This is a genomic window from Pseudomonas sp. KBS0710 (genome assembly GCF_005938045.2).
GTDB lineage: Bacteria > Pseudomonadota > Gammaproteobacteria > Pseudomonadales > Pseudomonadaceae > Aquipseudomonas.
The window spans coordinates 1,197,843-1,224,068 of record NZ_VCCF02000001.1 but is presented as its reverse complement, the minus strand read 5'-3'; the positions used below and the strand labels follow the sequence as shown (position 1 = coordinate 1,224,068).

Sequence of the window (26,226 nt, the reverse complement as noted above, 5' to 3'; positions counted from 1 at the left end):
ACAAGGGTGCCAGCTCCGTGGCAATTCGTAAGAAAAGGCGACAAACCCTGTCAGCCCGAGAATTTTTCACGTGGCGAAAAGGTAGGCTTCCACGTCCATCCCGGCGTCGCGCATCTGCGCCAGCTTGTAACGCAGGGTGCGCGGGCTGATGCCCAGGCGCTCAGCGGCCTCTTTGCGACGGCCGCGCTCGGCACGCAAGGTGTCGATGATCATCTGGAATTCGCGGCGGCGCAGGTCGTCGCCCAAGGCACCGGCGGACTCGGTGTCGGCAGCCGCCACCAGTGTGGGCGCCAGGCTCGGCAACGGCGCGTTGCCACTACCCATGGCCAGGCAGAAGTCTTGCGGCTGGATCAACCCGCCTTGCTGCAAAATCAGCGCGCGCTGGATGGCGTTGTCCAATTCGCGCACATTGCCCGGCCATGGGTAGCTGATCAGGCAAGCCTGAGCCTCAGCCGATAACCGCGCCTGAGCGTGCTTCATTTTTTTGACGTGGTTGTTCAACAGGCGCTCGGCCAGCGGGATTATATCTGCCGGGCGCTCACGCAACGGGCGCCAGGCCAGCGGAAATACCGAAAGCCGGTAAAACAAGTCTTCACGAAAGCGCCCCGCCGCCACTTCACCCGCGAGGTCGCGGTTGGTGGTGGCAACCACACGGATATCCAGCTGGATCGGCTTGCGTGCGCCGACACGCTCCACCTCACGCTCCTGCAACACCCGCAGCAGCTTGGCTTGCAGGCCCAGGGGCATTTCCGAGATTTCGTCGAGCAGAATGGTGCCGCCGTCGGCCTGTTCGAATTTGCCGGCCTGGGCCGCGATGGCGCCGGTGAACGAACCTTTTTCATGGCCGAACAAAGTGGCTTCGAGCATGTTGTCAGGGATAGCCGCGCAGTTGATCGCGATAAAGGGTTGTTTGGCGCGACTCGATTGCTGGTGGATATACCGCGCCAGCACTTCTTTACCGGTACCGGACTCGCCGGAGATCAGCACGGTGGAATCGCTACGCGCCACACGCGCTGCCAGTTCCAGCAACTGTGCGCTGGCCGGCTCAAAGGCAATCGGGCCTTCGCCTTCGGCATTCGAAACAACCCCCAGTGCATGCCGGGCAACCAGTTCGATCAGCGCCTTGGGCTCAAAGGGTTTGACCAGGTAATCCGCCGCGCCCTGGCGCATGGCGTCCACCGCCCGCTCCACCGCGCCGTGGGCGGTCATCAGCAGCACCGGCAGTTGTGGCTGGCGCGCGCGCAGCAGGCCGAGCAACTGGTGGCCGTCCATGCCGGGCATGTTGACGTCACTGACCACCAGGCTGAAAGATTCCTGCTCGACCGCCTCCAAGGCTTCCTCGGCAGAACCGACCGCCCGGTAGTCATGGCCCGCCAACAGCAGCGTGTCAGCCAATGCTTCACGCAGGGCGCGATCGTCTTCGACCAATAAAACCTTGATAGCCATAGTCCTTTTACTCCGCGCTCGCCGTGCTGGAAAACAGCGGCAAGGTCATCAATGCACAGGTGCCACGCCCCAACCGGGAGTGCAGCTGCAATTCTCCCTGATGCGCGCGTGCCACTGCCTTGACCACGGTCAGGCCGAGGCCGGTGCCGTTGGTCTTGGTGGTAAAAAACGGTTCGCCCAGGCGTTGCAGCACCAAGGGTTCGATGCCGCTGCCGCTGTCGCTGATACACAGGCGCAGGGTTTGCTCGCGGGTGTACAGGTGCACCTTGAGCCGCGCTGCGGGGCCGCTGGCCTGGGTGGCGTTTTCGATCAGGTTGAGCAAGGCGCCGACCAGGGTGTCGCGGTTGCACAGCAACTCACCCTGGTGGCTGTCGCACTGCCAGCGCACCTGGGCGTCCTGGATATGGGTGGCCGCCGCCGCTTGCAGCGACTGCATCAACATAGCGGGCGTAACGCGGTCGGTCAGCGGCAATTCGCCGCGGGCAAACACCAGCATGTCGCGCACCTGGTGCTCCAACTCATGCAAGCGCTCTTTGAGACGGCCAGCAAAACGTTGGTGGGTGGCGGCCGGCAATTGCTCATCAGTCAAATGACTGGCGTAGATCAACGCCGCCGACAACGGCGTGCGGATCTGATGCGCCAAAGAAGCGACCATCCGCCCCAACGACGACAAGCGTTCATGCCGCGCCAACTGGTCTTGCAGGTGACGGGTTTCTGTCAGGTCGTTAAGCAGCACCAGCTGGCCGGGCTCGGCGTCCAGGGAACGGGTGGCGATGGACAGGCGGCGGCCGTCCTTGAGGGAGATTTCGTGGCCGTCGTCTTCACGCGGGGCGAAGCAACGGGCAATGACTTCGCGCCACAACTCGCCTTCCAGCGGCAGGCCGAGCATGTCGACGGCAGCCGGGTTGGCTTCACGCACGCGGCCCTGGTCATCAATGACGATCACGCCACCGGGCAGCAGCGACAGCAGGTTTTGCAGACGGTTGGCCAGGCGCTCTTTCTCGGCCAGCTCTTGCATACGCTGGGCGCTGACCACCGCCAGTTCGCCTTTAAGCTCGGAAACCCGCGCCTCCAGCAAGCTGTAAGAGTCAGTCAGTTGGCTCGACATCTGGCTGAACAGCGAAAACGCCTGTTCCAGGCCATGTCGGCTGAGCTGCTCGGCAGTCGGGACAAGCCCCTGAGCATCAGGGACCAAAGAGTGTTGGGCGGCGTGGGGCATCATGCTCTCTCGCTTGGCTGACCGTCAGTTAAACGGAACGTTGCGAGGGCTGTAGCAATACCCGTGCCGAAAAAAAACTACTGATATTTCAGTAGTTTAAAAAACAGGCGTCAATCATCCGCCTGTTCATCACCTTCCCGGCGGCTCATACCGTACTTGCGCATCTTCTCCACCAGGGTGGTTCGACGGATACGCAAGCGCTCGGCGGCGCGGGCGACAATGCCGTTGGCATCGTCGAGCGCCTGCTGGATCAGGCCTTGTTCGAGGCTGCCGAGGTAGTCCTTCAAATCCAGGCCTTCGGGCGGCAGCATGGCGGTGGAGCCGAAGTCCGGCGTGTGGCCGTTGATGGCCACGCGCTCTTCGAGGTCGGTGCGCAGGCTGTCGACCAGTTGCTCGTCTTCGTCGTCGACGTAGCGGAATTTCTTCGGCAACTCGACCACGCCGATCACACCGTAGGGGTGCATGATCGCCATGCGCTCCACCAGGTTGGCCAGCTCACGCACGTTACCCGGCCAGCCGTGGCGGCACAGGGACATGATCGCCGCGGAGTTGAAGCGGATCGAACCGCGCTTTTCGTGCTCCATGCGTGAGATCAACTCGTTCATCAGCAACGGGATGTCTTCCACGCGTTCGCGCAGCGGGGCCATCTCGATGGGGAATACGTTGAGGCGGTAGTACAGGTCTTCGCGGAAGCTGCCGACCTCGATCATGCTTTCGAGGTTCTTGTGTGTGGCGGCAATGATGCGCACGTCGACGCTCTGGGTCTTGTTGCTGCCCACACGCTCGAAGGTGCGCTCCTGCAACACGCGCAGCAGCTTGACCTGCATCGGCAGCGGCATGTCGCCGATTTCGTCGAGGAACAAGGTGCCACCGTTGGCCAGCTCAAAACGCCCGGCACGGCTGGTGATCGCCCCGGTAAAGGCGCCTTTCTCGTGGCCGAACAGTTCGCTTTCGAGCAGCTCTGCCGGGATCGCCCCGCAGTTGACCGGCACGAATGGCCCGTCGCGGCGCTTGGAGTGATAGTGCAGGTTGCGCGCGACCACTTCCTTGCCGGTGCCGGACTCGCCGAGGATCAGCACGCTGGCGTCGGTGTCGGCGACTTGCTGCATCATCTGGCGCACGTGCTGGATCGCACGGCTGGTGCCGACGAGGCTGCGAAACAGGTTGGGTTCACGGTGACGGCCGCGCTCGCGGGCCTGGTCGTACATCTCGCGATAGACCTGGGCACGGTGCAGCGAATCAAGCAACTTGCTGTAGCTGGGCGGCATTTCCAGGGTGGAAAGCACACGGCGGCGCTGGTCTTCCGGCAGGTCCACGGAAGAAATATCGCCCATCAGCAACACCGGAAGGAACTCATCCCAGGTCGACAGTGTCTTTAACAGGCCCAAAACGGCGCCAGGAGCGTTTACCGTCCCGATCAGCACACAAATGACTTCACGGCTCGATGACAAAGAGCTGACCGCCTGCTGCCAGTCATGGCTGCCGCAGGGTAAATTTTCTTCACCGAGAAAATTTAAAATCACCGCTAAATCGCGGCGGCGGACGCTATCGTCATCAATCAGCAGAATTTTGGTTTCACGCCACATGCAATAGCAACTTCCCTAGTAAAACTTCCTGCCCCAGAGTGAGGGCAATCGAGACGCCTGTAAGACTTCTTACCTTACTGACGCCTGAAATCTGAAAACAGCACTAGTTAAGTCAAAAATGCGAGCACAGTCAAATATATGACGCGCCGTTCGGATTAACTGAGCCAGTTCAGCCGAACAGATGGTAAACCTTTGACGCACTTTGCGCGCGGTTGATCTGTGACATCTCTTCGAAAATCGCCTGGCGTTCGCCGGTCGTCACTTCCAGCAACTGCTGATACACCGCCAGCAAGCTTTCCAGCTTCTCCCGCAGCGCATCCTCGTCCACCGGTGCGTTATTGAGCGCTTCGTCGATGACTGCGCGGCACCCCATGTCCAGTTCGCCGATGGCGTCCCAGTTACGTTGCGCCAATGCGTCGACCAAGGCTTCACGGGTCTCGTCAATCCGTTGCAGGGCGTGGCTCATGACATCATCCTCAGGCCAAAGGCCTACAGTGTTGCAATACCGTCCCAGCCTTCCTTGAGCGTAATCATCAGGCCGGCTACTTCGTCGATCATGCTGACATCGCTCTTGCTGTTGGCTTCAAGCAAACGCGTGGTCATGTAGGCATACAGGTTATCGAGTTGCTGCAACGCGGCCGGATCATCGGTTTTTTCCGGGTTCAGGCCGTCACGCAGGCCGATCAAAATATCGATCGCCTTGCCCAACAACAAACCCTTCTGCGCGATATCACCACGAGCCATGGCACCCTTGGCCTGCGCCATGCGGTCCAGCGCGCCTTCCATCAGCATCTGCACCAGGCGATGTGGGCTGGCTTCAGAGACTTGGGCATGGGAATTGACCTTCTGGTATTGGCGAAGGGCTCTCATGGGATTCATGTTTCTACCTCGTGGCAGGCAACAGCTAAAAAAGATGGGCTCTGATTATTATGTCGACGGCGTCGCAAAAAACTTTAAGCCGATGGTCTGGCGCAGGTGGCGCCCGACAACGTTAATCACATTGCCGGGCGGCCTCATTGATGATCAATTGGTCTTCGGATTATTCAGCGCGTTAAGCGTGGTCATGACGCTGGAACGTTGACTGGTGAGCTGGGCGACCAGGTTGTTCATCGTGGTGTATTTGGCAGTCAGGCTCGTCTTCAAGGCCGCCATGCGCGCGGTCAGGGTGTCCTGCTGGTTTTGCAGGTCTTTGATGTTTGCCGACAGCGTCGACGTACGCGTGGCGAGCACCCCGGTACCACTGAGCGCATAGCTGTCGGTCGCGGTCTTCATCCGAGCCAGCAGCCCCTTGTCGCCGTTGAAAATGCCGCCAATGTCAGTGGGGTTGGTCGCGATAGCCGCACTGAACAACTTATCGTCAATGCTGAGCTTGCCGGTCTTCTGGTCAGTGTTCACACCAAACTGGGCCAGGGATTTCAACGAGCCGGTGCCACCCAATGCGTTCAGTTCGCTACGAACGGCCGAGGTCAGGGTACGCAGAGTGGCGTCGCCCGTCAGCGCAGCCGACGTGATGGAACCGTCGGCATTGGTGGTCACCGCGGTCTCAGTGTTGATCGCAGTCATCAGGGCGTTATAGGTGTCGACAAAGCCCTTGACCGAACTCTTGAGGGTGTCGGTGCTTCGCGCGATGGTGATGGTCGAACTCAGGCGCGTAACGGTTGAGCCAGGGGGTAGCGGATCTGTAGAGCCGGCAGGCAGAGGCGACACTGCCGTCAACTTGATGCTCACACCACTGATCGCGTCACCCAGGGTATTGCTCTTGGATTCCTGAGCGGTACCGTCAATGGTGTACTTCGCGTTCTGCGGCACGGTCACGACCGAGGCTCCGGCTTCCAGGCCGGAGTTACCGCCAAGGGTAATGTCGGTGCCGACGCCGGTATTGGTCGACGTCATGACCAAACGGGAACCGGTGGCGTCAGTCAGGATGTTGGCACTCAAACCAGCACTGCTGTATTGCGCGTTGATCGAGTCACGCACCTGCTGCAACGTCGCACCTGGCGGAACGCTCACACCATAGCTCTTGCCCGACTGGGAGATCTCCAGGGTGGTCGACGTAGTGCCGCTATTGACGACAGCCTTCGTCCCGGCTGCAAAGGTCTGGGTAGCGACCTTCGAGGCCGTCGCCAACTGATTGACCACCAACTGGTAGCTGCCCGCGGAAGCGCCGGCCCCCAGCGTGATGGCCGATACGTTGTTATCCGAGGTCGTTGCCGACAAACCGCCGATACTGGCGTCTTTGGCCATGTTGTCCATGGCGCCGCGGAACGCATCCAGTGCCGCTTGAATCTTGCCGATCGAGGACAGCTGGGCGGTCGACGTTTGCGTCTGCTTGTTGATCTGCGACTGCTTGGGTGCCTGTTCCGCGTTCACCAATGCCGTCACGATCGACTGGGTATCGATGTTCGTAACTGGGCCGCTAACCGTAATATCACCCATGACTGTTCTCCTGATCCGGGGCTGGCGCTTTCTTGACGTACGACGCCTCAAGCAGCTTCAGCAACAAAATTCATGCCAGCTCAGACTTTGGCGTCAAACAACACGCTGCTGGCGTCGTGAAGGCTTTGTGCGAGTTTCAACGCAGTTTCCGAAGGGATCTGACGAATCACCTCGCCGCTGTCGGTCGCAATGACCTTGACTACCACCTGATGGGTGGTGTCATCAATGGAAAAATCCAGGTTGCGCTGGGCAGCCTGGACGAATTTGCGAATATCCGTGACCGCCTGTTCAAGGTCGGACGGCTTCGAGTCCTGCTTGGGCTGGACCGTGGCGACCGTAGGGTCCACCTTGGTTTTCTGCGGGTCGGTACTCACGGGAGCAGGAGCACTTTGCGGCGCCGCTGCCGGATAAGACAGGTTCAACTTGACGCTCATGTCCATGTCCAGTCTCCTCATCACGCAAAAGACAAAAGGGCACGTAAACGCGCCCTTCCGTCAGTCATCTACCGATGGCTATTACTGAAGCAGCTTCAGTACAGCGGAAGGCAGCTGGTTGGCCTGGGACAGGATCGCAGTGGAAGCCTGTTGCAGGGTTTGTTGCTTGGTCAGCTGAGCAGTTTCTGCAGCGTAGTCAACGTCCTGGATCTGACCGCGAGCGGCGCTGGAGTTGTCTGCAATGCTCTGCAGGTTGGCAACGGTGTTGTCGAAACGGTTTTGTACAGCACCGAGGCCGGCGCGCTGGGAGTCGATGTCCGAGATCGCCTGGGTGATCACGTCGATCGCGTTTTGCGCGTTGGCAGCGGTAGTAACGTCGGTGTTGTTGACGGTGGTTTTGGTGGAGTTGGCAGCGGTAGCAGCACCGGCAGCGAACACACCGGCTACACCCGCGCCGTTCAGCGCGTAGCTGCTGGAGGAGTTCAGCGAAACAGCACCGGTAGCAATGATAGCGGTGGCGGCCAGTGCGGTAGCAGTACCGAAGGTACCGCTGCCGTCTTTTGTTGCAACCGAGATACCAGCAGCACCGCCGTCACCAGCGTTGAAGGTCAGGTTCTCACCGGTGTCGGACTTGACCGACAGAGCGTTGGTCGACGAATCGTAGTTAACGCTGATGCCCAGCTTGGCAGCGTTGGACGACAGTTGGCTAGCCAGGTCGGAAGTGCTGGTCACGCCAGTGAACTGAACGGCTGCACCGCTGCCCACTTGCAGGGTGAAGTTAGCGTTCGGAGGGGTAGCAGCACCGATGGTAGCGGTGTTCACGGTGAACTTAGCTTCAGTGCTGGCAGTCGCAGCCAGGCCGCCGACAGCGCCGTTCATTTGAGCAGCGATCTGCTTGGCGGAAGCGCCAGCTGCCAAGGTCACGGTTGCAGACTGGCCACCACCGGTAACGGTGATCGCGCCGCCGGCAATACCTGTTGCCGAAGGCGTCAGGGATTGAGTTTTCAGCTGCTGCGAACCAATGTTGTTGGCGGCAACGTTACCGATGCTCATGTCGATGGTCTGGTTGGCGTTGGCGCCGACCTGGAACGACGTAGTACCGAAAGAACCGTCCAGCAGGTTCTTGCCACCGAAAGTGGTGGTGGTAGCGATACGGGTCAATTCAGCAGTCAGAGCAGCGTATTGAGCCTGGTTCGACTTACGGTCTTCAGCGCTTGGCGAGCCGTTGGCGGATTGCAGAGCCAGGGTACGCATGCTTTGCAGGATGTTGGTGGACTGCTGCATTGCGCCTTCAGCGGTCTGAGCAATGGAGCTACCGTCGTTGGCGTTTTTGATCGCAACGCCCAGGCCGTTGATCTGGCTGGTCAGACGGTTGGAGATTTGCAGGCCGGCCGCATCGTCTTTGGCGCTGTTGATACGCAGGCCGGAGGACAGGCGCTGCATGGAGGTTTGCAGGGCGCCGGAAGCCTTGTTCAGGTTGTTCTGAACGGTCAACGAAGCAAGGTTGGTGTTTACTGTTAAAGCCATGACGAAATCCTCGTGGGTGGTGTACTGCGGCTTCCGGCCCTGGCAACCGCCGGGTGTGGCCTAGAGAACCTTCGTAATAGTTATCGTCGTGAAAGCAGGTTGCTTGAGGACTTTTTTGATTTTTTTTACTAGCACGGGGCCACCCTTTGTAATTCAAGCATTTACGATAGCCCAATCACTCGCAATTGCTGGGTTTTCTGGCGCCAAATAAAAAACGCCCAGGCTTTTTGAGCCTGGGCGTTTTTGTGTGCAGCCTGTTAGAGCGTTACGGGCGATAGAGAATCGCCGAGCCCCACGACAGGCCAACGCCGAAACCGCTGATGGCAACCCGCTTCCAATCGCCGTCGATCATGTGCTTTTCCAGCAGCAGCGGAATACTCGAGGACACGGTGTTGCCGGTCTCGACCATGTCCTTGATGAACTTCTCCACGGGTGCATCTTCGAAACGCCGCGCAACCGCGTCGACAATCGCCGCACTGCCCTGGTGGATGCAGAATGCGTCGATTTCGTCGGCTTTGAGGTCCGACTCATTGAGCAGCTCATGCAAATGCGCCGGTACCTTGAGCAACGCGAAGTTGAACACCTGGCGGCCGTTCATGAAAAACACGCCGTCGCTGACCTTAAGGTGCGGCGCGCCGGAACCGTCGGTGCCGAACTTGGACTTGCCCAGCAACCACGGCGCGTCTTCACCCATCCAGGTGGCGGTGGCGGCATCGCCGAACAGCATGGTGGTGTTGCGGTCTTCCGGGTCGACGATCTTCGAGTACGGGTCGGCGGTGATCAGCAGGCCGTTTTTCAGGCCGGTGGCTTCCATGAAGCCCTTCATCGCATAGATGCCGTAGACGTAGCCCGAGCAGCCCAGGGAAATATCAAACGCAGCCACGTGGGTGGGCAGGCCCAGCTTGTCCTGGACGATGGCGGCGGTGTGGGGCAAACCCTCTTCGTCGCCGTTTTGCGTCACAACGATCAGCGCGTCGATGGATTCGCGCTTCAAATCCGGGTTGGCTGCAAACAAGGCGTTGACTGCCTCGACACACAGATCAGAGGTTTCCTGCGCAGCATCCTTGCGCGGCAGGAACGCCGAACCGATCTTGCCGATGATGAAATCTTCATCCTTGGCGAATTTGGCGCCCTGGGCGTAGTTATCAACCCCGTCTGCCGGCACGTAACTGGCGATGCTTTTTATGCCAATCATTGTGGCTTCCCAATACTAAATAGCTGGATAACACCCCTCGGGCTTGGCCGGGAGCGCTGACAATAAAGGGGATAACCCCATGAAAATATCGCTGAAAGCCGCCGCGTAAAGACTCGCAAGCGACTTATCCTTTTCACACGATACAGTGAAGATGCGCTTTATGACTCACAGGTCACTCAATTTTGTGCGCTTTGTGCAAAACCCTGCAACATTCCCGGCAGCAGAAACGACAACGGCCCACCCTGTTTCCAGGCTGGGCCGTTTGTATTACCGCCGATTACATGCGGCTGAACAGGCTCAACTGCGAGATTTTCACGAAGGCCAATTGCGAGGCTTGCAGCATGGTCTGTTGTAAGGTCAGGTCAATGGCAGCCTGACCCATATCGACGTTGGCCAATGACGACATGGTCGAGGTGTTGGCCAGGCCCAGACTGGTGTTTTCCTGGCCCTGAATATCCAGCGCATTCTGGCGCGCACCAATCGAACCGCGCACCTGGTCAATCTGTGCCGACGCGTTGGTCAGGTTGCCGATGGTGGTGTTCAACACGTCTTTGAGGTTGTTCTTGGCGACCTGGTTGCCATCCGCCGGGACCAGCAGGGCCTTGCGCAGCTGGCCCAAGGTATCCAGGGCGTTCATATTTTTGTTGCTGGTGGCACCAACAGAAAACTGGTCACCAGCCCCTGGCGTACCGCTCACATCGAACGTCACCCCGGCAGCGGTAATCGACGTAGCGCCGGTGGCCATGGTGCCCGAGGCAATCGACTTGCTGTTCGGCGTGTACGGCTGGGCATACACGTCGTAGGCATTGCCGCTGGTGAACTTGACCACCGCACCCGAGTTGGGAAAGGTACTGGCGTAGGTCGGCTGATCCGTGACCCGGCCGCCGGTCAGTTGCGCCGTGGACGGATTACTGGCGGTACGCGAGCTGCTGAACGTGTCCGGCTTGCTTTCCAGGGTGAACGCCTTGCCCGCCACCAATGCATCCGCAGGCGCACCCGAGGCGACATCCGGCCCCAGGTTCAAGCTGATATCGAATTTGACGCCGCGCAAGTTGACGCTCGAAGCGCCTTCCTTGGTGGAGTCAAACGTGCCGTTACCGGTGATCTCGGCGGTAACGTCATTACCGTCCTTGTCGCTCACGCTGTATTGGGTGCTGCTGGAGAAGGTCAATTTATAGGGCTGACCATCGGAAAAACTCTTGGTGTAAGTGGTGCCGGAGGTGATCAGGCCCGCCGAGATCGCGACCTTGCCGTCATTCACCGCAGGCGGCAACAGCGTGGTCTGGGTGCGACCGGTATTGGAAGAACTCTCAAGCAACGTCTTGCCCGTATCCCCCGCAGAGACCGTCAGGTTGCTCGACACTTGCAGGCTCAGCGGCGTCTCATCGCCCTGATAGGTGTAGGTGCCGTCGTTGTTACGGGTGTAAGGCGGCGTGTCGGTCTTGGTCCCGGAGAACATATAGTTGCCGCTGGAGTCCTTGGTATTGAGCAGGCCCAACACCTGGTCTTCAAGGGCACCTATCTGGCTGGCGATCGCCTTGCGGTCATCATCGCTGAGCTTGAGGTTACCGGCCTGCAGTGCCAGGCCCTGGGCGGCTTGCAGGGAAGTATTGATGCTCGCCAGCACACTTTCTTCGTTGGTCAGCGAGTTTTGCAAGCTGGTGATATTGCCGTTGTACTGCCCCAGCATGTCTTTCTGCTGCTGCAACATCAGCAATTGGGCGGCGGCCACCGGGTCGTCGGACGCGGTTTGCACACGCACACCGGAACTCGCCTGGTCCTGGGCCTTCACCACACCCGAATAGTTGTCCTGATACTTGCTGGAGCTGGTGTCGAAATACTGCTGTGTAGAGATACGCATCGTTCCAGACTCCTTTAAAGGGCGTTGATCAGTGTGCTGAAGGTTTCCTGCGCGGCCTTGATGATCTGCGACGACGCGGTGTAGTACTGCTGGAACTTGATCATGTCGCCCGCTTCCTCGTCCAGGTTGACCTGGGACACTGAGTTGCTGGCCGCCTTGTTCGCCGCCAGCAAGGCGCCGGTGGCGGTGCTGTCGGTGTTGGCCTGGGCGGCCTTGGAGCCGACCTGGGACACCAGCCGGCTGTTGGCGCTGACCAGGCTGACGCCCGCATTGCCGTCCACTGCACCCACCGTGGCCTTGGTCTGCAACCCCAGCAGTTCCTGGGCATTACGACCATCGGAGGTGGCGCCACTGTTGAACGAAAAGGTGGTGCTGTCGCCATTGGCCGGCGAACCGGACACGGTGGTGTCAAAGCTGAAGCTTTTGCCGGGGATCAACGCACCGCTGGCGTCACGCATCGGCACGTTCACACTGACCTTGTTGCCCTGGCCTGGAATGATGGTGCCGGTGCCGATCGGGTTGCCCTGGGCATCACTGATCGCATAGGACTGGGTGCCGTCCGCCGCCGGCTTGCCGAATACCATTTTTACCGGCATCGAGTTTTCGATCCCGGTGCGCAACTGCGCAGTCGCGGCGCCGCCGTCAATATCGATCGGCACGGTCAAGGTCGGCTGGGTGAACGTACCGGTGCCGGTATTGGTCTTGCTGGCATTGCCGGCCAAGGGCGCGGCGAAGGCGAGTTTGTTCGGGTCTTTGAGGTCGACACTGATGCCGCTGGCGCCATTGGCCGTCGGGCTGACCTTGAAGCTGTCACCGGCCGCCACTGGCCCCTTGCCGTTCAAGGCCAGGGTGAAGCCGTCAATCACCGGCGGTGGCGTGGTGGTGGTGTCGAACGAGCCCATGGCTTTGCCGTCGGAGCGCACCACGTTGTACTGGTTGCCGCTGGTGAAGGTCACCTTGTAGTCGAAGGTCGACAGCTTGCTGCTGTCGGCAATCGTCACGTTCAGGTTGCCCGAGCCTGCACTGTTACCGGCGGCCGCCTGGCTGCGCTGAGAAATCGCCGCAGCGCTGTTAATGTCGCCAAACAGCGAGGAGCCGAAATCGCTGTTCAGGTCCAGGCCCTGGCCCAACTGGCTGTTAACGCTGTCGGCCGTGGCAATGGCGATGCGTCCCAGGTCGTTGATGGCCGGCATCAGCGCATCACTGCGATAACGCAACAGGCCGCCAATGCTGCCGCCACTGACCACATTGCCGATGTCCATCGGCGTGTCGCCCATGTTCAGCTGAATGGTGTACTGGCTGTTGTCGTTCTTGCTCGGCACCGCCGAAATGGTATTGGCAACGCTGCCTTCTACCAGCGATTGGCCGGTGCCGGTGGTGATGCTGAACTGGCCGTTCTTTTCGGTGGCCGTCACGCCGATCAGCTCATTGAGCGAACGCACCGCCTCATTGCGCGCATCCAGCAGGTTGGCCGGCGCACTGGTCGAAGAACCCTGGGCCGTGGCAATTTGGCTGTTGAGCGAGGCAATCGACGAAGTCAGTTTGTTGACCTGGTCACTCATGGTCTGCAACTGACCGTTGATGCTTTCTTTCTGCTGGGTCAACTGCGTGGAAATCGCGTTGAAGCGGTTGCTCAACGTTTGGGCGTTGGTGATCAGCAACTGCCGCGCGGATACATCGCTGGGCGTGGCCGCGGCGTTCTGCAAAGAGGCAAAAAACGCGCTGAGCACGGCCGACATACCCGTGGACTTGTCCGACAGGGTCTTGTCGATCGCTGCCGCCTGGCCCGCATAGGCGTTGGCGTCGCTGTTCAGAGCGGTGCTGCTCTGGTAGGCCGCGCCCAAAAAGTCGTTATAAATGCGGCGCACATCCGCGAGCGTTGTGCCACTGCCGATAAACACGCCGCCATACTGGTTATTGGCGCTGGCGTTCTGGGTGGTCTGCTGGCGCGAGTATCCCGGGGTATTGACGTTGGCAATGTTGTTACTCAAGACCGACAACGAGCCTTGAGCGGCATTGAGTCCTGACATCCCGATACTGAGCAAACTCATGGTTCAGACCTTATAAATGTGTGGTTGCGCCAGCGGCAGCGAAGTTCTGGTAACTGTTCATCGTTTTGGCGATCTGCGAAATCTTGCTGGCGTAGTCCGGGTCGGTTGCATATCCGGCTTTTTGCAACTCGCGTACAAACTGTTCCGGGTTGTCGGCTGATTTCACAACTTCTTTATAGCGATCATTGCTTTGCAGCAATGTCACGAGGTCGTGGAAGCTGTCCTGGTAGGAGTTATAGGAGCGAAATTGCGCCGTTTCCTTGACCATCGACCCATCACGAAACTCGCTGGTGATTGCACGGGCCTGACCGCCCTGCCAGCTCTGCCCGGCCTTGATGCCGAACAGGTTGTGGCTGCTGCTGCCGTCCTCGGCGCGCATCACCGATTTACCCCAACCGGTTTCCAGCGCGGCCTGGGCCACCAGGTACTTGGGATCGACCCCGATGCGCGCGGCGGCCGCCTTGGCCATCGGCAGCATGGTGGCGACAAATTCATCCTGCGAGCTGAAGGCTTTTTTCGCCGGCGCCAACGGTGGCTGGGCAATCGCGCGGCCGTAGACCTGCATGCGCCCACTCGGTACGGCAAAGTTGCGCGCGGCGCTGTTGACCACGTTATCGGTGGCGGCGCTGTTACGCAGTGGCGCACTCGCGGCCTGCGTGGCGGGCTGAGTGCTCGGCACGATGCCCGCCAGCAGGCGATCGGTGAGCTTGCTCGGCAACGCCATGCGGCGCTGGTTCATCAGCTCCATGTCATTGGTATGTGCGCTGGTACCCTGCGGCTCCGCAACGCGGTAAGCCCACAACGGCCGCTGGCCATTGGAGCGGCCCAACGGGCCATTCGCCTGGGTGCCGGCGGCGATTTCAGTCGGCACATCGACCTTCTTGGCCTTGACCGGCTCGGCCGCCGCCGGGCCTTGCAAGGTGGAGGACTGCGCCTCCACCGGCTTGTTCTTCTGCATCTGGCGCATCAGCACGTCAGCCAAACCGATACCACCGCCTTCGCGGGACATCGAGACCGCCAACTGCTGGTCGTACATTTCCTGGTACTGCTTGGCAGCCGGCGTGTTCAGCGGGTTGTCCTTGCCCAGCGCTTCGGTGGCCGAGCGCATCGACTTGAGCATCTCGCTCAGGAACAGCGACTCGAACTCCTGCGCCACTTTGCGCATGTTGCCTTCGCTGTTCTTGTCGGCGCCGACCTTGAGCTGGTTCAGCCGGTTAAGGTCGGAGTAAGACCCCGAATCCGCCGTGCTGGTGAACCCGCTTTTGTGCATATCCATGGCCATGGCCTTAGATCACGATCAGGTCGGCTTGCAAGGCGCCGGCCTGTTTCAAAGCTTCGAGGATCGCCATCAAGTCGCCGGGCGCTGCGCCCACCTGGTTCACCGCGCGGACAATCTCATCCAGGGTGGTGCCGGGGCCGAACTTGAACATCGGCTTGGCTTCTTGTTGGGCATTGACCCGCGAGCGCGGTACCACTGCCGTCTGGCCATTGGACAGCGGCCCAGGCTGGCTGACGATCGGGTCTTCGGTGATGGTCACGGTGAGGCTGCCGTGGGTGACTGCCGCCGGCGAGACCTTGACGTTCTGGCCGATCACGATGGTGCCGGTGCGTGAGTTGATAATGACCTTGGCCACTGCCTGGCCCGGGTCGACTTCAAGATTTTCCAGGATCGACAGGTAGTCGACACGCTGGCTTGGGTCGAGCGGCGCCGTCACGCGGATCGAGCCGCCGTCGATGGCTTGGGCCACGCCAGGGCCGAGCATGTCGTTGATCTTGTCGACCACACGCTTGGCGGTGGTGAAGTCCGAACGGTTGAGGTTCAGGGTCAGGCTGTTGCCCTGGTTGAAACCACTCGGTACGGTGCGTTCAACCGTGGCGCCACCGGGAATGCGACCGGCCGATGGCACGTTCACGGTAATTTTCGAGCCGTCACGGCCCTCGGCGTCAAAACCGCCGACCACCAGGTTGCCCTGGGCGATGGCGTAGACGTTGCCGTCGATACCTTTGAGCGGCGTCATCAGCAAGGTGCCGCCACGCAGGCTTTTCGAGTTACCGATGGACGACACGGTGATATCCACCACCTGGCCCGGCTTGGAGAACGCCGGCAAATCGGCACTGATCGACACGGCCGCGACGTTCTTGAGCTGCACGTTGCCCGACCCAGGCGGCACCTTGATGCCGAACTGCGAGAGCATGTTGTTGAAGGTCTGCAGGGTGAACGGCGTCTGGGTGGTCTGGTCACCCGTACCGTTAAGCCCCACCACCAGCCCGTAGCCGATCAATTGGTTGGAGCGCACGCCGGAAATACTGGCGATGTCTTTCAACCGCTCGGCGTGTGCTCCTGCGCTCAAGGCCAGCAATAACGCGGCAGCCATCAGCTGTTTGAGGTTCAAAATGGCCACCTAGAAAGGGAACAGCGGGCTAAGGAAGAAACGGTCGAACCAGCCCGGCTGACTCGCATCAGCAAACGAACCCGTACCCGAGTAGGTAATGCGTGCATCGGCAATGCGCGTCGACGGCACGGTGTTGTCGGTGGAAATATCATCGGCACGCACCATGCCGGCGATACGCACCAGCTCGTCGCCGGTGTTGAGGGTCATCCACTTTTCACCGCGTACGGCGATGATGCCGTTGGGCAATACATCCGCCACCGTCACGGTAATCGAACCGGTCAGGCTGTTGCCCTGCCCTGCCGCGCTCTTGCCGTTGGTGGCACGGTCGCCGCTGTAGCCGGCGTTGAGGCTCAGGTCGCCATCACCCAAAGGGTTATTGGTGGTCAGGCCGCCACCAAACAACGAGGTCAGGCCGATGCTGGTCTTGCTGGTCTTGCCGATCTGCGAGTTGGCGTTCTTGCTGGCCTGAGTCTTCTCGTTGAGGGTGATGGTGATGATGTCACCCACACGGAAGGCCTTGCGGTCGCTGTACAGGTTCTGTTCGAAACCGGCCTGGTAGATCGAGCCATTGTTGGCCGCCGCCGGCAACGGCGTGCGCGGCAGCACCGGCGCGTAGTACGGGTCATTGGGTTTTGGCGACGGGGCGACACAGCCCGCGAGCACGGCGATCCCACTCAATGCCAGAACAGAAACATAGCGATTCATGACCCTTACCTCACGGTGTTGCAGGCGCCGCAAAAGGCGCCCCATAGACTTGATTACAGATTCTGCGTTACGAACGAAAGCATCTGGTCGGCGGTGGAAATCACCTTGGAGTTCATCTCGTAGGCGCGCTGGGTGGTGATCATGTTGACCATCTCCTCAACCGTGCTGACGTTGGAGGTTTCCAGGGTTTGTTGCAGGGTGGTACCAAAACCGTTGAGGCCCGGGGTGCCGATTTGCGGCGCGCCGCTGGAGGCGGTTTCCAGGAACAGGTTGTTACCCATGGCCTGCAGGCCGGCCGGGTTGATGAAGTCGGCGGTTTGCAGGTTGCCGATCACCTGCGACGCCGGGTTGCCGGCCACGGTGATGGACACGGTGCCATCGGTGCCGACGGTAAAGGTCTTGGCATCGGCTGGAACCACCACCGCCGGCTCCAGCGCGAAGCCGTGGGCGGTAACGATCTGGCCATTGGAATCGAGGTGGAAAGTACCGTCACGGGTGTAAGAAGTGGTGCCATCCGGCTGCAGGATCTGGAAGAAACCCCGGCCGTTGATGGCCATGTCCAGCGGCTGGTTGGTTTGCTGCAGGTTACCGGCGCTGAAGTTCTTCTGGGTGCCGACGATCTGCACACCGGTACCCAGTTGCAGGCCCGACGGCAGTTCGCTGTCCTGGGTAGACTGGGCACCTGGCTGGCGCTTGATCTGATAGAGCAAATCCTGGAACTCGGCGCGGTCACGTTTGAAACCCGTGGTCGACACGTTCGCCAAGTTGTTGGAGATGGTGGTCAGGTTGGTGTCCTGCGCGGCCAAACCTGTTTTGGCAACCCATAGAGCCGGAAGCATAGTGTTCTCCTTCGTGCGCCTGTTTGTTGGCGCTGTGCTGCAAAATTAGTCTTCAGTGAACCGGCAATCAGCTCATTGCCAAAACGCGGGTCATGGCCTGGTCGTCTTCTTTGGCGCTGTTCATCATCTTGATGTGCAGCTCGAACTGCTTGGAGAGCGACAGCACGGCGGTCATTTCTTCTACCGCATTGACGTTGCTCGCCTGCAGGAAACCCGAGGTCAGCCGCACGTTTGCGTCAGCCTGGGCCGGCTGGCCATCCTTGGTATGGATGGCGCCATCCAGGCCCTTGGTCATGTTTTTGAGGTCCGGCTGGACCAGCTTGATGCGGTCCACTTCAGCCATCACACGCGGGCCTTCGCCCATGGCGCGGATGCTGATGGTGCCGTCGGCGCCCACTTCAATTTTCTGCTCGGGCGGCACGGCAATCGGGCCACCGTTGCCCATCACCGGCATGCCGTTGCCGGCCCGCAACACACCCAGCGCATCCACATTCATGCTGGCGCTGCGCACATAGGCTTCGCCGCCATCCGGAGTTTGCACGGCCATCCAGCCGTCGCCGCTGACCGCCACATCGAGGTCGCGGCCGGTTTCAATCATGGCGCCCTGGGAGAAGTCGGTGCCCGGCCGTTCGGTCATGGCAAACGCCCGCGCCGGAAAGCTGTCACCGAACACCGGCATCGAACGCGCCTGCTCCAGGTCACGCTGAAAACCATTGGTGGAAATGTTCGCCAGATTGTTGGCATGGGCCTTTTGCGCCAGTGCATTCTGGCTGGCGCCGGTCATTGCCACATAAAGGTACTTGTCCACGCTCTATCCTCATTCTGACGGACGCTTGCCGCCCACCGTTGCTCTGATGAGGCTTAAGCAATTTGCGAACCAACTTTTAAAAATAGATTGAAGTCCATGTACGGCGGGGGTTTGCGGGCAGGCGTGGGGATTAGGTGGCAGGGATAGAGTCGAAAAAACGGCGGACTACTGCCGCCTGCGGCAAGCACCGGTCTTAAGGACGACAAAGATCAACTGTGGGAGCTGGCTTGCCTGCGATAGCGGTGGGTCAGTGATAAATGGGCCAGCTGACACACCGCTATCGCAGGCAAGCCAGCTCCCACAGTTTTAACCCCGGTGTGTCCGCCGGCTATTTATCGGTCTTGAGGATTTCGTAATCACGCAACTTATTGGCAATAGTGGTGTGCGACACGCCAAGGCGCTTACCCAACTGCCGACTGCTCGGATGCTCGGCATACAAAGCCTCCAGCACCGCCTTTTCAAACCGCCCGACGATATTCTCCAACCCGCCTTCCAGGGAAAAATCGCCAAGCGGCTGGCGCACCCCATAATCCGGCAGGCGAATATGCTCGGCCTTGACCATGCCGCCGTCGCACAACGACACCGCCTGAAACAACACGTTTTCCAACTGCCGCACGTTGCCCGGCCAGTGGTAGTGACTGAGCCGGTCCATCGCCGCCGGCGCCAGCTTGGGCAACGGGCAACCAATCTGGCGGCTGGCCTGGTCGAGAAAATGCTCAACCAACGGCGCCAGGCCGTCCAGGCATTCACGCAACGGCGGGATATGCAGCGACAGCACGTTGAGCCGGTGATACAGGTCCTGGCGGAATTCGCCACGCGCACAGAGTTCCGACAAATCCACCTGGGTCGCGCAGATCACCCGCACATCCAGATAGACCTCTTCATCACTGCCCACCCGGCGAAAGCAGCCGTCCTGCAAAAAGCGCAGCAATTTCACCTGCAAGCGTGCGCTCATTTCCCCCACGCCATCTAGAAACAACGTACCGCCCGCCGTCAGCTCCAGCAGGCCCAGCTTGCCCTCGGCCCGTGCGCCTTCAAACGCACCGGGGCCATAGCCGAACAACTCGGTCTCGGCCATCGACTCCGGCAGGCCCGCGCAATTGAGCGCCATCAAGGGTGATTGCCCGCGCGGGCTGGCCAAGTGGCAAGCGCGTGCCAGCAACTCTTTGCCGGTGCCGGTTTCGCCTTCTATTAATAGCGGCGCATCCAGCGGCGCCATGCGCCGGGCTTCGCGCACCACGGCGGCCATGACTTTGGAGCTTTGGAAAATACTGTCGAAGCCGCGCAGCTCTTGCTTGCGCACATTGTAAATGCGCTCACCTACACGGTCCGCACGGTGCAGGGTCAACACGGCGCCGGCCATGGCCTCGCTGTCGTCGTGCTCGGAAGATTGCAACGGCGCGATATCCGCCAGAAACACATCACCCTTGACCTTGACCCGCAAGCCGTTGATGCGCGATTTGCTCGCACGCACCAGCTCCGGCAGGTCGAAATCCTCGGCATAACGCGACAACGGAATGCCCGGCACTTCGTCCACCCGCACCCCGAGCAACTGCGCCGCCGCGCGGTTGGCGGCGACGATGGAGCCACCCATATCAATCGACAACACCGGAAACTCCAGGGCGCCGAGCAGCGCATTGAGCTCCATATGCCGACGCTCGCTGGGCATCAGCCCTACCCTTTTAACCCCAAATACCCCGGCAATCGCTTCGAATTGCGGGCGCAGCGCCTGGAACTGCATGTTCACCAGGTTGGGGCAAAACAGGTAAATGGCGTTGCCATGTTCACCACCCACCTCGCCTTTGGCGACGTTGACGCCGTACTCCACCAGCAGGTTGAGGATGTCCCGCAGGATGCCGATACGGTTCTGGCAGTGCACTTTAATACGCATTAAAAAACCCAAAAGGTGGGAAAGCGCCGCGTCTTTTTGCCGCTGGGCGCAGATAGTCGTCAAGATTATGTGACAGCTTGTGACCTTTTCACAGCCCAATACACCGATAGGTCGCCATACCGTAACGAAAAGTTTACACAAAACGGTAACTTTTCCTACAAGTAAGCGCCGCAGCCAGATGGAATCCAACGCTTTGCGGGTTATCAATAGGCTCATCGCAGGACATAACAAGAACGAATGCCTAGCAGGAGAGCCGTATGAAGCAGACGCACTACGTGGCCCGCGAGCCCGATGCGCAAGGTTTTATCCACTACCCGCCGGAAGAACACGCGGTGTGGAACACCCTGATCACGCGCCAATTGAAAGTGATCGAGGGGCGCGCCTGCCAGGAATACCTGGACGGCATCGACAAACTCGGCCTGCCCCTGGACCGCATCCCGCAACTGGGTGAGATCAACAAGGTGTTGGCCGAAACCACCGGCTGGCAAGTTGCCCGCGTCCCCGCACTGATCCCGTTCCAGACCTTCTTCGAATTGCTCGCCAGCAAACAGTTTCCGGTGGCGACCTTTATTCGCACCCGCGAAGAACTGGACTACCTGCAAGAGCCGGATATTTTCCACGAGATCTTCGGCCACTGCCCGCTGCTGACCAACCCTTGGTTTGCCGAGTTCACCCACACGTACGGCAAGCTCGGCCTGGCGGCCACCAAAGAGCAACGCGTGTACTTGGCGCGCCTGTACTGGATGACCATCGAGTTCGGCCTGGTCGACACCCCGCAAGGCCGGCGCATCTACGGTGGCGGCATTCTATCGTCGCCTAAAGAAAGCGTGTATTGCCTGTCGGATGAACCCGAACACCAGGCCTTCGACCCGCTGGAAGCGATGCGCACGCCGTATCGCATCGACATTCTGCAACCGCTGTACTTCGTATTGCCCGAGCTTAAGCGCCTGTTTGAGGTGGCGCAGGAAGACATCATGGGCATGGTCGAGCGCGGTATGCAGTTGGGTCTGCATGCACCGCTCTTCCCCCCAAAGGCAGTTCCGCCAAAGCCCGAAGCTGCTTGAACCTTACATATTGAGGCCAGGTGCATCTGTTCCCTGGCCGCGCGTTGCTTTAGGGTAACGCCCACTGATCTCAATCATTCGAATTCAGGACACCTCCATGACCACCTTGAACCAAGCCCACTGCGAAGCCTGCCGCGCCGATGCCCCACAAGTCAGCGACGAAGAGCTGCCGGTACTCATCAAGCAGATTCCCGACTGGAACATCGAGGTCCGCGATGGCGTGATGCAGCTGGAAAAGGTTTTCCTGTTCAAGAACTTTAAATTCGCCCTGGCCTTTACCAACGCCATGGGTGAAATCTCCGAAGCCGAGGGCCATCACCCAGGCCTGCTCACCGAGTGGGGCAAAGTCACCGTGACCTGGTGGAGCCACTCGATCAAAGGCCTGCACCGCAACGACTTCATCATGGCCGCGCGCACCGACGAAGTGGCCAAAGACGCCGAGGGCCGCAAGTAATGCATTTTGATGCCATTGGCCGTGTGCCCGGCGATCCGATCCTCGGGCTGATGGACCTGTATGCCCAGGACACCAACCCGAACAAGTTCGACCTGGGCGTGGGCGTCTATAAGGACGACCAGGGCCTGACGCCGATTCCGCACTCGGTAAAACTGGCCGAACAGCGCCTGGTGGACACGCAAACCACCAAGACTTACATCGGCGGCCACGGCAATGCGGCCTTCGGCTCGCTGATCAGTGAACTGGTGCTGGGCGCCGATTCCGCGCTGATTCGCGAGCGTCGCGCGGGCGCCTCGCAAGCCCCAGGCGGTACTGGCGCGCTGCGCCTGAGCGCTGACTTTATCGCACAAAACCTGCCCGGCCGTGGCGTATGGCTGAGCAACCCGACCTGGCCGATCCACGAAACCATCTTCGCCAAGGCGGGGCTCAAGGTCAGCCATTACCCGTACGTGGGCGCGGATAACCGCCTGGACGTGGGTGCGATGCTCGCAACGCTGGCCACCGTGCCCACGGGCGACGTGGTGTTGTTGCATGCCTGCTGCCACAACCCGACCGGTTTTGACTTGTCCCAGGATGACTGGCGCCAGGTGCTGCACATCGTGCGCGAACGGCAATTGCTGCCATTGATCGACTTCGCCTACCAGGGCTTTGGCGACGGCCTCGAACAGGACGCCTGGGCGGTGCGATTGTTTGCCGCCGAGCTGCCGGAAGTGCTGGTCACCAGTTCCTGCTCGAAGAACTTCGGCCTGTACAGCGACCGTGTCGGCGCGCTGATCGTGTGCGCGGCAGACGCCGAGAAGCTCACCGATGTGCGCAGCCAACTGGCGAATATCGCGCGTAACCTGTGGTCTACGCCGCCGGATCATGGTGCCGCAGTGGTAGCGACCATCCTCGGTGATGCCGAGCTGAAAAAGCGCTGGAGCGATGAAGTCGAGGCCATGCGTTCGCGCATTGCACAACTGCGCTCCGGACTGGTGGAAGCGCTGGCACCCCACGGGCTGGCCGAGAAGTTTGCGCATATCGGTGCGCAGCGTGGGATGTTTTCCTATACCGGCTTGAGTGCCGAACAGGTCAAGCAACTGCGCGAGAAGCACAGCGTGTATATGGTCAGCTCGGGGCGGGCGAATGTGGCGGGCATAGACGCCACGCGCTTGGCGCTATTGGCCCAAGCTATCGCCGACGTCTCGAAATAACTGAAGAAATCCAATCAAATTGTGGGAGCTGGCTTGCCTGCGATTACGGTGTGTCAGTCACTGAATAAGTTGACTGAACAACCGCCATCGCAGGCAAGCCAGCTCCCACATTTTTGACCGTGCGAACCTTCTAGCCCGCAACCATCTCGGCCTTCAACTGCGCCTCTTTAGCCTGCGCATCCGCCAACCGATACAACTCGATACTGCCATCCCAGTGCTCGATCAACGCGGTGCACGACTCCACCCAATCGCCGCAATTGAGGTAGTCCACCTCGCCCACCTTGCGAATCTCGGCATGGTGAATATGCCCGCACACCACGCCATGCAGCTCGCGCTTGGTCACCTCGTGGGCGATCGCCTCTTCGAAATCACTGATAAAACTCACCGCGGTCTTGACCTTGTGCTTCAGGTACGCCGACAACGACCAGTAGCCATAGCCATAGCGCGCACGCCAGTGGTTGAGCCAGCGATTGAGCGTGAGGGTGAACTCGTAGGCCGAATCACCGAGGAAGGCCAGCCAGCGGTGGTAACGGGTAATCACATCAAATTGATCACCGTGAATCACCAGCAGGTGGCGGCCGTCGGCGGTGACGTGCACGGCCTCGTCCACCAGTTGGATATTGCCCAGGATCAGCTTGGAGTAGCGCCGCAGGAATTCGTCGTGGTTACCGGTGACGTAGATCACCTCGGTGCCGCGCTTGGCCATGGTCAGCAAGCGGCGGATCACATTGGTGTGGGCCTGGGGCCAATACATGCCGCCGCGCATTTTCCAGCCGTCGATGATATCGCCCACCAGGTAGACCTTGTCGGCGTGGTAGCCCTTGAGGAACTGCGACAGGTGCTCGGCCTGGCAATCCCGGGTGCCCAAGTGCACGTCGGAGATCCACAGGGTACGAACCCGTTGTTTGCGGCTGGGTTTGGCGAACTCGGCACTGGTCATGGGCATCCCTCGACGGTGTTTTGGCGAGCTTGCGCCCCAGTGGTTAATAGCCCATGACAGCTGTGCGTCAGTCTGATGACAGCGCTCGCAGCCCTTGAAGCGTTGTAGACTGCAGGCCTGCTGCCCAGGAGACCGCGATGAGACCGACCCTCACGCTGCGCCACTACATTGAAGAGCCACTTGCCCACAGCCATGACCACGCACAGCTGGTGTTCGGGCTGTCGGGTCACTTGGATCTGGAAGTCGACGGCCTCGGCAGCCAGGTGCACGCCAGCAGCGTGATGGTGCTGCCCTTCTCGGCCCACCACGCCTGCGGCAGCCGCGACGGCAGCCGCTGCCTGGTGCTGGACGTTCCCGACGAGCAATGGGTGGCGCAGTCTTTGGGCGAACATGCCGACACCAGCCGTCGCCTGCTCGAGCAACCGGCGCGACTGACACTGGACGCCCGGCAAAGCCAGTTGGTGCAATGGCTGGCACACAGCCCGGTGGATGACGCGCTGATCGCCCAGCAAGGCGCAGTGTTGCTGTTGGCCAGTCTCAATCATCCGCAGGCCCAACCGATACCGGGCAAGCGTTTGCCGTATGCGGCGTTCAATGCGCACATCGAACGCCATGCTGCGCGCCCGTTGCAAGTGGCCGACCTGGCACGTATCGCCGACCTCTCGGTGGCGCGCTTGCATGCACGCTTTATGGCCGAGTGCGGGCAAACACCGATGGACTACCTGCGTAGCCGTCGCCTGCACATGGCGTTGAAACTTTTACGCGAGACGCCTCTGCCCGTTGGCGAAATTGCCGAACGCGTCGGCTACGCCTCACAAAGCGCCTTCTCTGCCGCCATGCTGCGCGAATTCGGCGCCTCGCCGGGCACACTGCGTCGCTCGGCATGACGAGAGCCTGACGCTAAGATTCGCGAGGCCCGCGACAGACACCGGCGCCCTCGACCCTCTAGACTGCGATTCTGTCACTCCCGTTGGTTCAAGGATCGCAATGACTCCCCGCTCAGCCCTTGGCGCCCTGCATATCGGCGCATTGATGTTTGGCCTCACCGGTGTCTTCGGCAAGCTGGCGGCTGCCTCGCCGGCCATCATTGTATTTGGCCGTGCCGCTTTTGCCGTGATCGCCCTGGCGATCTTTGCGCGATTCGCCAGCAACACCACCTGGAAAGCCCTCGAGATCCGTGACTGGCGCCGCCTCGTCGTCAGCGGCGTGCTGCTGGCGGCGCATTGGGTGACCTTCTTCATCGCCGTAAAAGTCGCCGGCGTCGCCGTCGCCACCCTGGGCTTTACCGCATTCCCGGCCTTTACCGTAATACTTGAAGGGCTGATATTCCGGGAGCGCATTCGCGCCAACGAAGTGCTGTTGGTGGCGCTGGTCACAGTGGGCCTGGTGCTGGTGACGCCAGACTTCGATCTCGCCAGCCAAGCCACGGGCGGCCTGTTGTGGGGGATTCTCTCGGGCCTGTTGTTCTCGCTGCTGTCGCTGAACAACCGCGCCAGCTCCGGGCGCATTCCGGCGGTGCAGGCCGCGCTGTGCCAGAACGTGGTGGTCGCGGCCTGCCTGCTGCCGGTGGCGGCGCCAGGGTTGGCGGATGTGCGAGCGATTGACTGGCTGTGGATCGGGCTGCTTGGCGTGTTCTGTACCGGCCTGGCGCACAGCCTGTTTGTCGCCAGCCTCGCGGTGATCAAGGCGCGCACCGCCTCGGTGGTGTTCGCCATGGAGCCGGTCTACGGCATCACCGTGGCCTGGCTGCTGTTTGCCGAAACGCCGACCTTGCGCATGCTGCTGGGCGGCGCGCTGATCATCGTCGCCATTGTGCTCTCAGGCTTGATGGGCAGCGCCAGCCAGGCCAAACAGCCGGCAGCCACCGCGTAGCCTTCAGACCTTGCGGTCGTTGTGCCCCAAGTCGCGCTGCGGGTCGATCTGGTCGCGCACGCGTTGCTTGAGCACCTTGGCCTCCGGAAAGCCGCCGTCGGCCTTGCGCTCCCAGATCTGCACACCGTCACACGTGATGCGAAACGCGCCGCCGGTGGCCGGTTCCAGCGCCACGCGGCCCAGGTCATCGGCAAACGTACTCAACAATTCCTGGGCCAGCCACGCTGCGCGCAACAGCCATTGGCATTGGGTGCAATAGGTGATGACGATCTCGGGTTTGCTGGCAGACATAATTAGAGAAGTTCCTGACAT

24 protein-coding genes are annotated in these 26,226 nt (G+C 60.4%); 5 read left to right on the top strand and 19 right to left on the bottom strand.

The features are described from left to right. Positions 1-66 precede the first annotated feature (66 nt). From FFI16_RS05750 to FFI16_RS05670, 17 genes are all read right to left on the bottom strand, one after another. The gene (locus FFI16_RS05750) at positions 67-1,446 is read right to left on the bottom strand and encodes a sigma-54 dependent transcriptional regulator (protein WP_138814481.1); all 1,380 of its coding nucleotides are present in this window, start codon (positions 1,444-1,446) and stop codon (positions 67-69) included. A 7-nt stretch (positions 1,447-1,453) separates the two neighbouring features. Then, positions 1,454-2,665: a PAS domain-containing sensor histidine kinase gene (locus tag FFI16_RS05745; protein WP_138814480.1), complete on the bottom strand. Its 1,212-nt coding sequence runs from the start codon at positions 2,663-2,665 to the stop codon at positions 1,454-1,456. 110 nt (positions 2,666-2,775) lie between these two features. Beyond that, a complete protein-coding gene (locus FFI16_RS05740) occupies positions 2,776-4,251 on the bottom strand; it encodes a sigma-54 dependent transcriptional regulator (RefSeq protein WP_064453465.1) in 1,476 nt (491 codons plus the stop codon). 169 nt (positions 4,252-4,420) lie between these two features. Beyond that, entirely contained in the window at positions 4,421-4,717 is a 297-nt protein-coding gene (gene fliT / locus FFI16_RS05735; RefSeq protein ID WP_017134933.1) for a flagellar protein FliT, read from the bottom strand. Positions 4,718-4,740: 23 nt separating this feature from the next. After that, positions 4,741-5,130 carry a flagellar export chaperone FliS gene (gene fliS, locus FFI16_RS05730; protein ID WP_017134932.1) on the bottom strand — a complete coding sequence of 130 codons (390 nt, stop codon included), beginning with the start codon at positions 5,128-5,130 and terminating at the stop codon, positions 4,741-4,743. 144 nt (positions 5,131-5,274) lie between these two features. Beyond that, positions 5,275-6,687, bottom strand: coding sequence for a flagellar filament capping protein FliD (gene fliD, locus FFI16_RS05725; RefSeq protein WP_099486859.1), 1,413 nt, complete (start codon positions 6,685-6,687; stop codon positions 5,275-5,277). Between the two features lie 80 nt (positions 6,688-6,767). Beyond that, on the bottom strand, positions 6,768-7,127 hold the full coding sequence (locus FFI16_RS05720) for a flagellar protein FlaG (protein ID WP_053257315.1): 360 nt from the start codon (positions 7,125-7,127) through the stop codon (positions 6,768-6,770). Between the two features lie 75 nt (positions 7,128-7,202). Beyond that, positions 7,203-8,648, bottom strand: a complete 1,446-nt coding sequence (locus FFI16_RS05715; RefSeq protein WP_138814479.1) for a flagellin — start codon at positions 8,646-8,648, stop codon at positions 7,203-7,205. Positions 8,649-8,913: 265 nt separating this feature from the next. Then, positions 8,914-9,843, bottom strand: coding sequence for a ketoacyl-ACP synthase III (locus FFI16_RS05710; protein WP_053257317.1), 930 nt, complete (start codon positions 9,841-9,843; stop codon positions 8,914-8,916). Between the two features lie 277 nt (positions 9,844-10,120). Further along, complete coding sequence (locus FFI16_RS05705; RefSeq protein ID WP_138814478.1) at positions 10,121-11,704, bottom strand: flagellar hook-associated protein 3; 1,584 nt, start codon at positions 11,702-11,704, stop codon at positions 10,121-10,123. 14 nt (positions 11,705-11,718) lie between these two features. Further along, positions 11,719-13,755, bottom strand: coding sequence for a flagellar hook-associated protein FlgK (gene flgK / locus FFI16_RS05700; RefSeq protein WP_138814477.1), 2,037 nt, complete (start codon positions 13,753-13,755; stop codon positions 11,719-11,721). Positions 13,756-13,765: 10 nt separating this feature from the next. Further along, positions 13,766-15,037 (bottom strand): flagellar assembly peptidoglycan hydrolase FlgJ, encoded by a 1,272-nt coding sequence (gene flgJ, locus FFI16_RS05695; RefSeq protein ID WP_138814476.1) that lies wholly within the window; start codon positions 15,035-15,037, stop codon positions 13,766-13,768. Positions 15,038-15,041: 4 nt separating this feature from the next. Continuing rightward, positions 15,042-16,130 (bottom strand): flagellar basal body P-ring protein FlgI, encoded by a 1,089-nt coding sequence (locus tag FFI16_RS05690; protein ID WP_225933067.1) that lies wholly within the window; start codon positions 16,128-16,130, stop codon positions 15,042-15,044. A gap of 27 nt (positions 16,131-16,157) precedes the next feature. After that, positions 16,158-16,853 (bottom strand): flagellar basal body L-ring protein FlgH, encoded by a 696-nt coding sequence (flgH, locus tag FFI16_RS05685; RefSeq protein ID WP_138814475.1) that lies wholly within the window; start codon positions 16,851-16,853, stop codon positions 16,158-16,160. A gap of 53 nt (positions 16,854-16,906) precedes the next feature. Next, positions 16,907-17,692: a flagellar basal-body rod protein FlgG gene (gene flgG, locus FFI16_RS05680; protein WP_138814474.1), complete on the bottom strand. Its 786-nt coding sequence runs from the start codon at positions 17,690-17,692 to the stop codon at positions 16,907-16,909. A 67-nt stretch (positions 17,693-17,759) separates the two neighbouring features. After that, complete coding sequence (locus tag FFI16_RS05675) at positions 17,760-18,500, bottom strand: flagellar basal body rod protein FlgF (RefSeq protein ID WP_138814473.1); 741 nt, start codon at positions 18,498-18,500, stop codon at positions 17,760-17,762. Between the two features lie 328 nt (positions 18,501-18,828). Continuing rightward, positions 18,829-20,391 (bottom strand): sigma-54-dependent transcriptional regulator, encoded by a 1,563-nt coding sequence (locus FFI16_RS05670; RefSeq protein ID WP_138814472.1) that lies wholly within the window; start codon positions 20,389-20,391, stop codon positions 18,829-18,831. A gap of 257 nt (positions 20,392-20,648) precedes the next feature. Between FFI16_RS05670 and phhA the strand changes: the two genes are divergently transcribed. From phhA to FFI16_RS05655, 3 genes are all read left to right on the top strand, one after another. Continuing rightward, a complete protein-coding gene (gene phhA / locus FFI16_RS05665) occupies positions 20,649-21,455 on the top strand; it encodes a phenylalanine 4-monooxygenase (protein WP_138814471.1) in 807 nt (268 codons plus the stop codon). A gap of 97 nt (positions 21,456-21,552) precedes the next feature. Beyond that, positions 21,553-21,909, top strand: coding sequence for a 4a-hydroxytetrahydrobiopterin dehydratase (locus tag FFI16_RS05660; RefSeq protein ID WP_017134918.1), 357 nt, complete (start codon positions 21,553-21,555; stop codon positions 21,907-21,909). Beyond that, positions 21,909-23,102 (top strand): amino acid aminotransferase, encoded by a 1,194-nt coding sequence (locus tag FFI16_RS05655; protein WP_138814470.1) that lies wholly within the window; start codon positions 21,909-21,911, stop codon positions 23,100-23,102. Before FFI16_RS05660 ends, FFI16_RS05655 begins: the two co-directional genes overlap by 1 nt. A 130-nt stretch (positions 23,103-23,232) precedes the next feature. On the opposite strand, the gene FFI16_RS05650 is transcribed toward FFI16_RS05655, so the two are convergent. Then, a complete protein-coding gene (locus tag FFI16_RS05650) occupies positions 23,233-24,042 on the bottom strand; it encodes a UDP-2,3-diacylglucosamine diphosphatase (RefSeq protein ID WP_106803028.1) in 810 nt (269 codons plus the stop codon). 137 nt (positions 24,043-24,179) lie between these two features. Between FFI16_RS05650 and FFI16_RS05645 the strand changes: the two genes are divergently transcribed. Further along, the gene (locus FFI16_RS05645; protein WP_138814469.1) at positions 24,180-24,929 is read left to right on the top strand and encodes an AraC family transcriptional regulator; all 750 of its coding nucleotides are present in this window, start codon (positions 24,180-24,182) and stop codon (positions 24,927-24,929) included. Positions 24,930-25,029: 100 nt separating this feature from the next. Beyond that, positions 25,030-25,914, top strand: a complete 885-nt coding sequence (locus FFI16_RS05640) for a DMT family transporter (protein ID WP_138814468.1) — start codon at positions 25,030-25,032, stop codon at positions 25,912-25,914. Positions 25,915-25,917: 3 nt separating this feature from the next. On the opposite strand, the gene FFI16_RS05635 is transcribed toward FFI16_RS05640, so the two are convergent. After that, complete coding sequence (locus FFI16_RS05635) at positions 25,918-26,205, bottom strand: SelT/SelW/SelH family protein (protein ID WP_138814467.1); 288 nt, start codon at positions 26,203-26,205, stop codon at positions 25,918-25,920. Between the last annotated feature and the right edge of the window lie 21 nt (positions 26,206-26,226).

Bases quoted from the DNA above. Each gene is read 5' to 3' on its own strand.
- FFI16_RS05650 (WP_106803028.1), bottom strand. From the start codon at position 24,042: ATGACCAGTGCCGAGTTCGCCAAACCCAGCCGCAAACAACGGGTTCGT.
- FFI16_RS05705 (WP_138814478.1), bottom strand. From the start codon at position 11,704: ATGCGTATCTCTACACAGCAGTATTTCGACACCAGCTCCAGCAAGTAT.
- FFI16_RS05645 (WP_138814469.1), top strand. From the start codon at position 24,180: ATGAGACCGACCCTCACGCTGCGCCACTACATTGAAGAGCCACTTGCC.
- fliT (WP_017134933.1), bottom strand. From the start codon at position 4,717: ATGAGCCACGCCCTGCAACGGATTGACGAGACCCGTGAAGCCTTGGTC.
- FFI16_RS05740 (WP_064453465.1), bottom strand. From the start codon at position 4,251: ATGTGGCGTGAAACCAAAATTCTGCTGATTGATGACGATAGCGTCCGC.
- fliD (WP_099486859.1), bottom strand. From the start codon at position 6,687: ATGGGTGATATTACGGTTAGCGGCCCAGTTACGAACATCGATACCCAG.
- flgJ (WP_138814476.1), bottom strand. From the start codon at position 15,037: ATGGCCATGGATATGCACAAAAGCGGGTTCACCAGCACGGCGGATTCG.
- FFI16_RS05640 (WP_138814468.1), top strand. From the start codon at position 25,030: ATGACTCCCCGCTCAGCCCTTGGCGCCCTGCATATCGGCGCATTGATG.
- flgH (WP_138814475.1), bottom strand. From the start codon at position 16,853: ATGAATCGCTATGTTTCTGTTCTGGCATTGAGTGGGATCGCCGTGCTC.
- FFI16_RS05670 (WP_138814472.1), bottom strand. From the start codon at position 20,391: ATGCGTATTAAAGTGCACTGCCAGAACCGTATCGGCATCCTGCGGGAC.
- FFI16_RS05715 (WP_138814479.1), bottom strand. From the start codon at position 8,648: ATGGCTTTAACAGTAAACACCAACCTTGCTTCGTTGACCGTTCAGAAC.
- FFI16_RS05720 (WP_053257315.1), bottom strand. From the start codon at position 7,127: ATGGACATGAGCGTCAAGTTGAACCTGTCTTATCCGGCAGCGGCGCCG.
- FFI16_RS05710 (WP_053257317.1), bottom strand. From the start codon at position 9,843: ATGATTGGCATAAAAAGCATCGCCAGTTACGTGCCGGCAGACGGGGTT.
- FFI16_RS05690 (WP_225933067.1), bottom strand. From the start codon at position 16,130: ATGGCTGCCGCGTTATTGCTGGCCTTGAGCGCAGGAGCACACGCCGAG.
- FFI16_RS05660 (WP_017134918.1), top strand. From the start codon at position 21,553: ATGACCACCTTGAACCAAGCCCACTGCGAAGCCTGCCGCGCCGATGCC.
- phhA (WP_138814471.1), top strand. From the start codon at position 20,649: ATGAAGCAGACGCACTACGTGGCCCGCGAGCCCGATGCGCAAGGTTTT.
- FFI16_RS05750 (WP_138814481.1), bottom strand. From the start codon at position 1,446: ATGGCTATCAAGGTTTTATTGGTCGAAGACGATCGCGCCCTGCGTGAA.
- fliS (WP_017134932.1), bottom strand. From the start codon at position 5,130: ATGAATCCCATGAGAGCCCTTCGCCAATACCAGAAGGTCAATTCCCAT.
- flgK (WP_138814477.1), bottom strand. From the start codon at position 13,755: ATGAGTTTGCTCAGTATCGGGATGTCAGGACTCAATGCCGCTCAAGGC.
- flgG (WP_138814474.1), bottom strand. From the start codon at position 17,692: ATGCTTCCGGCTCTATGGGTTGCCAAAACAGGTTTGGCCGCGCAGGAC.
- FFI16_RS05745 (WP_138814480.1), bottom strand. From the start codon at position 2,665: ATGCCCCACGCCGCCCAACACTCTTTGGTCCCTGATGCTCAGGGGCTT.
- FFI16_RS05655 (WP_138814470.1), top strand. From the start codon at position 21,909: ATGCATTTTGATGCCATTGGCCGTGTGCCCGGCGATCCGATCCTCGGG.
- FFI16_RS05635 (WP_138814467.1), bottom strand. From the start codon at position 26,205: ATGTCTGCCAGCAAACCCGAGATCGTCATCACCTATTGCACCCAATGC.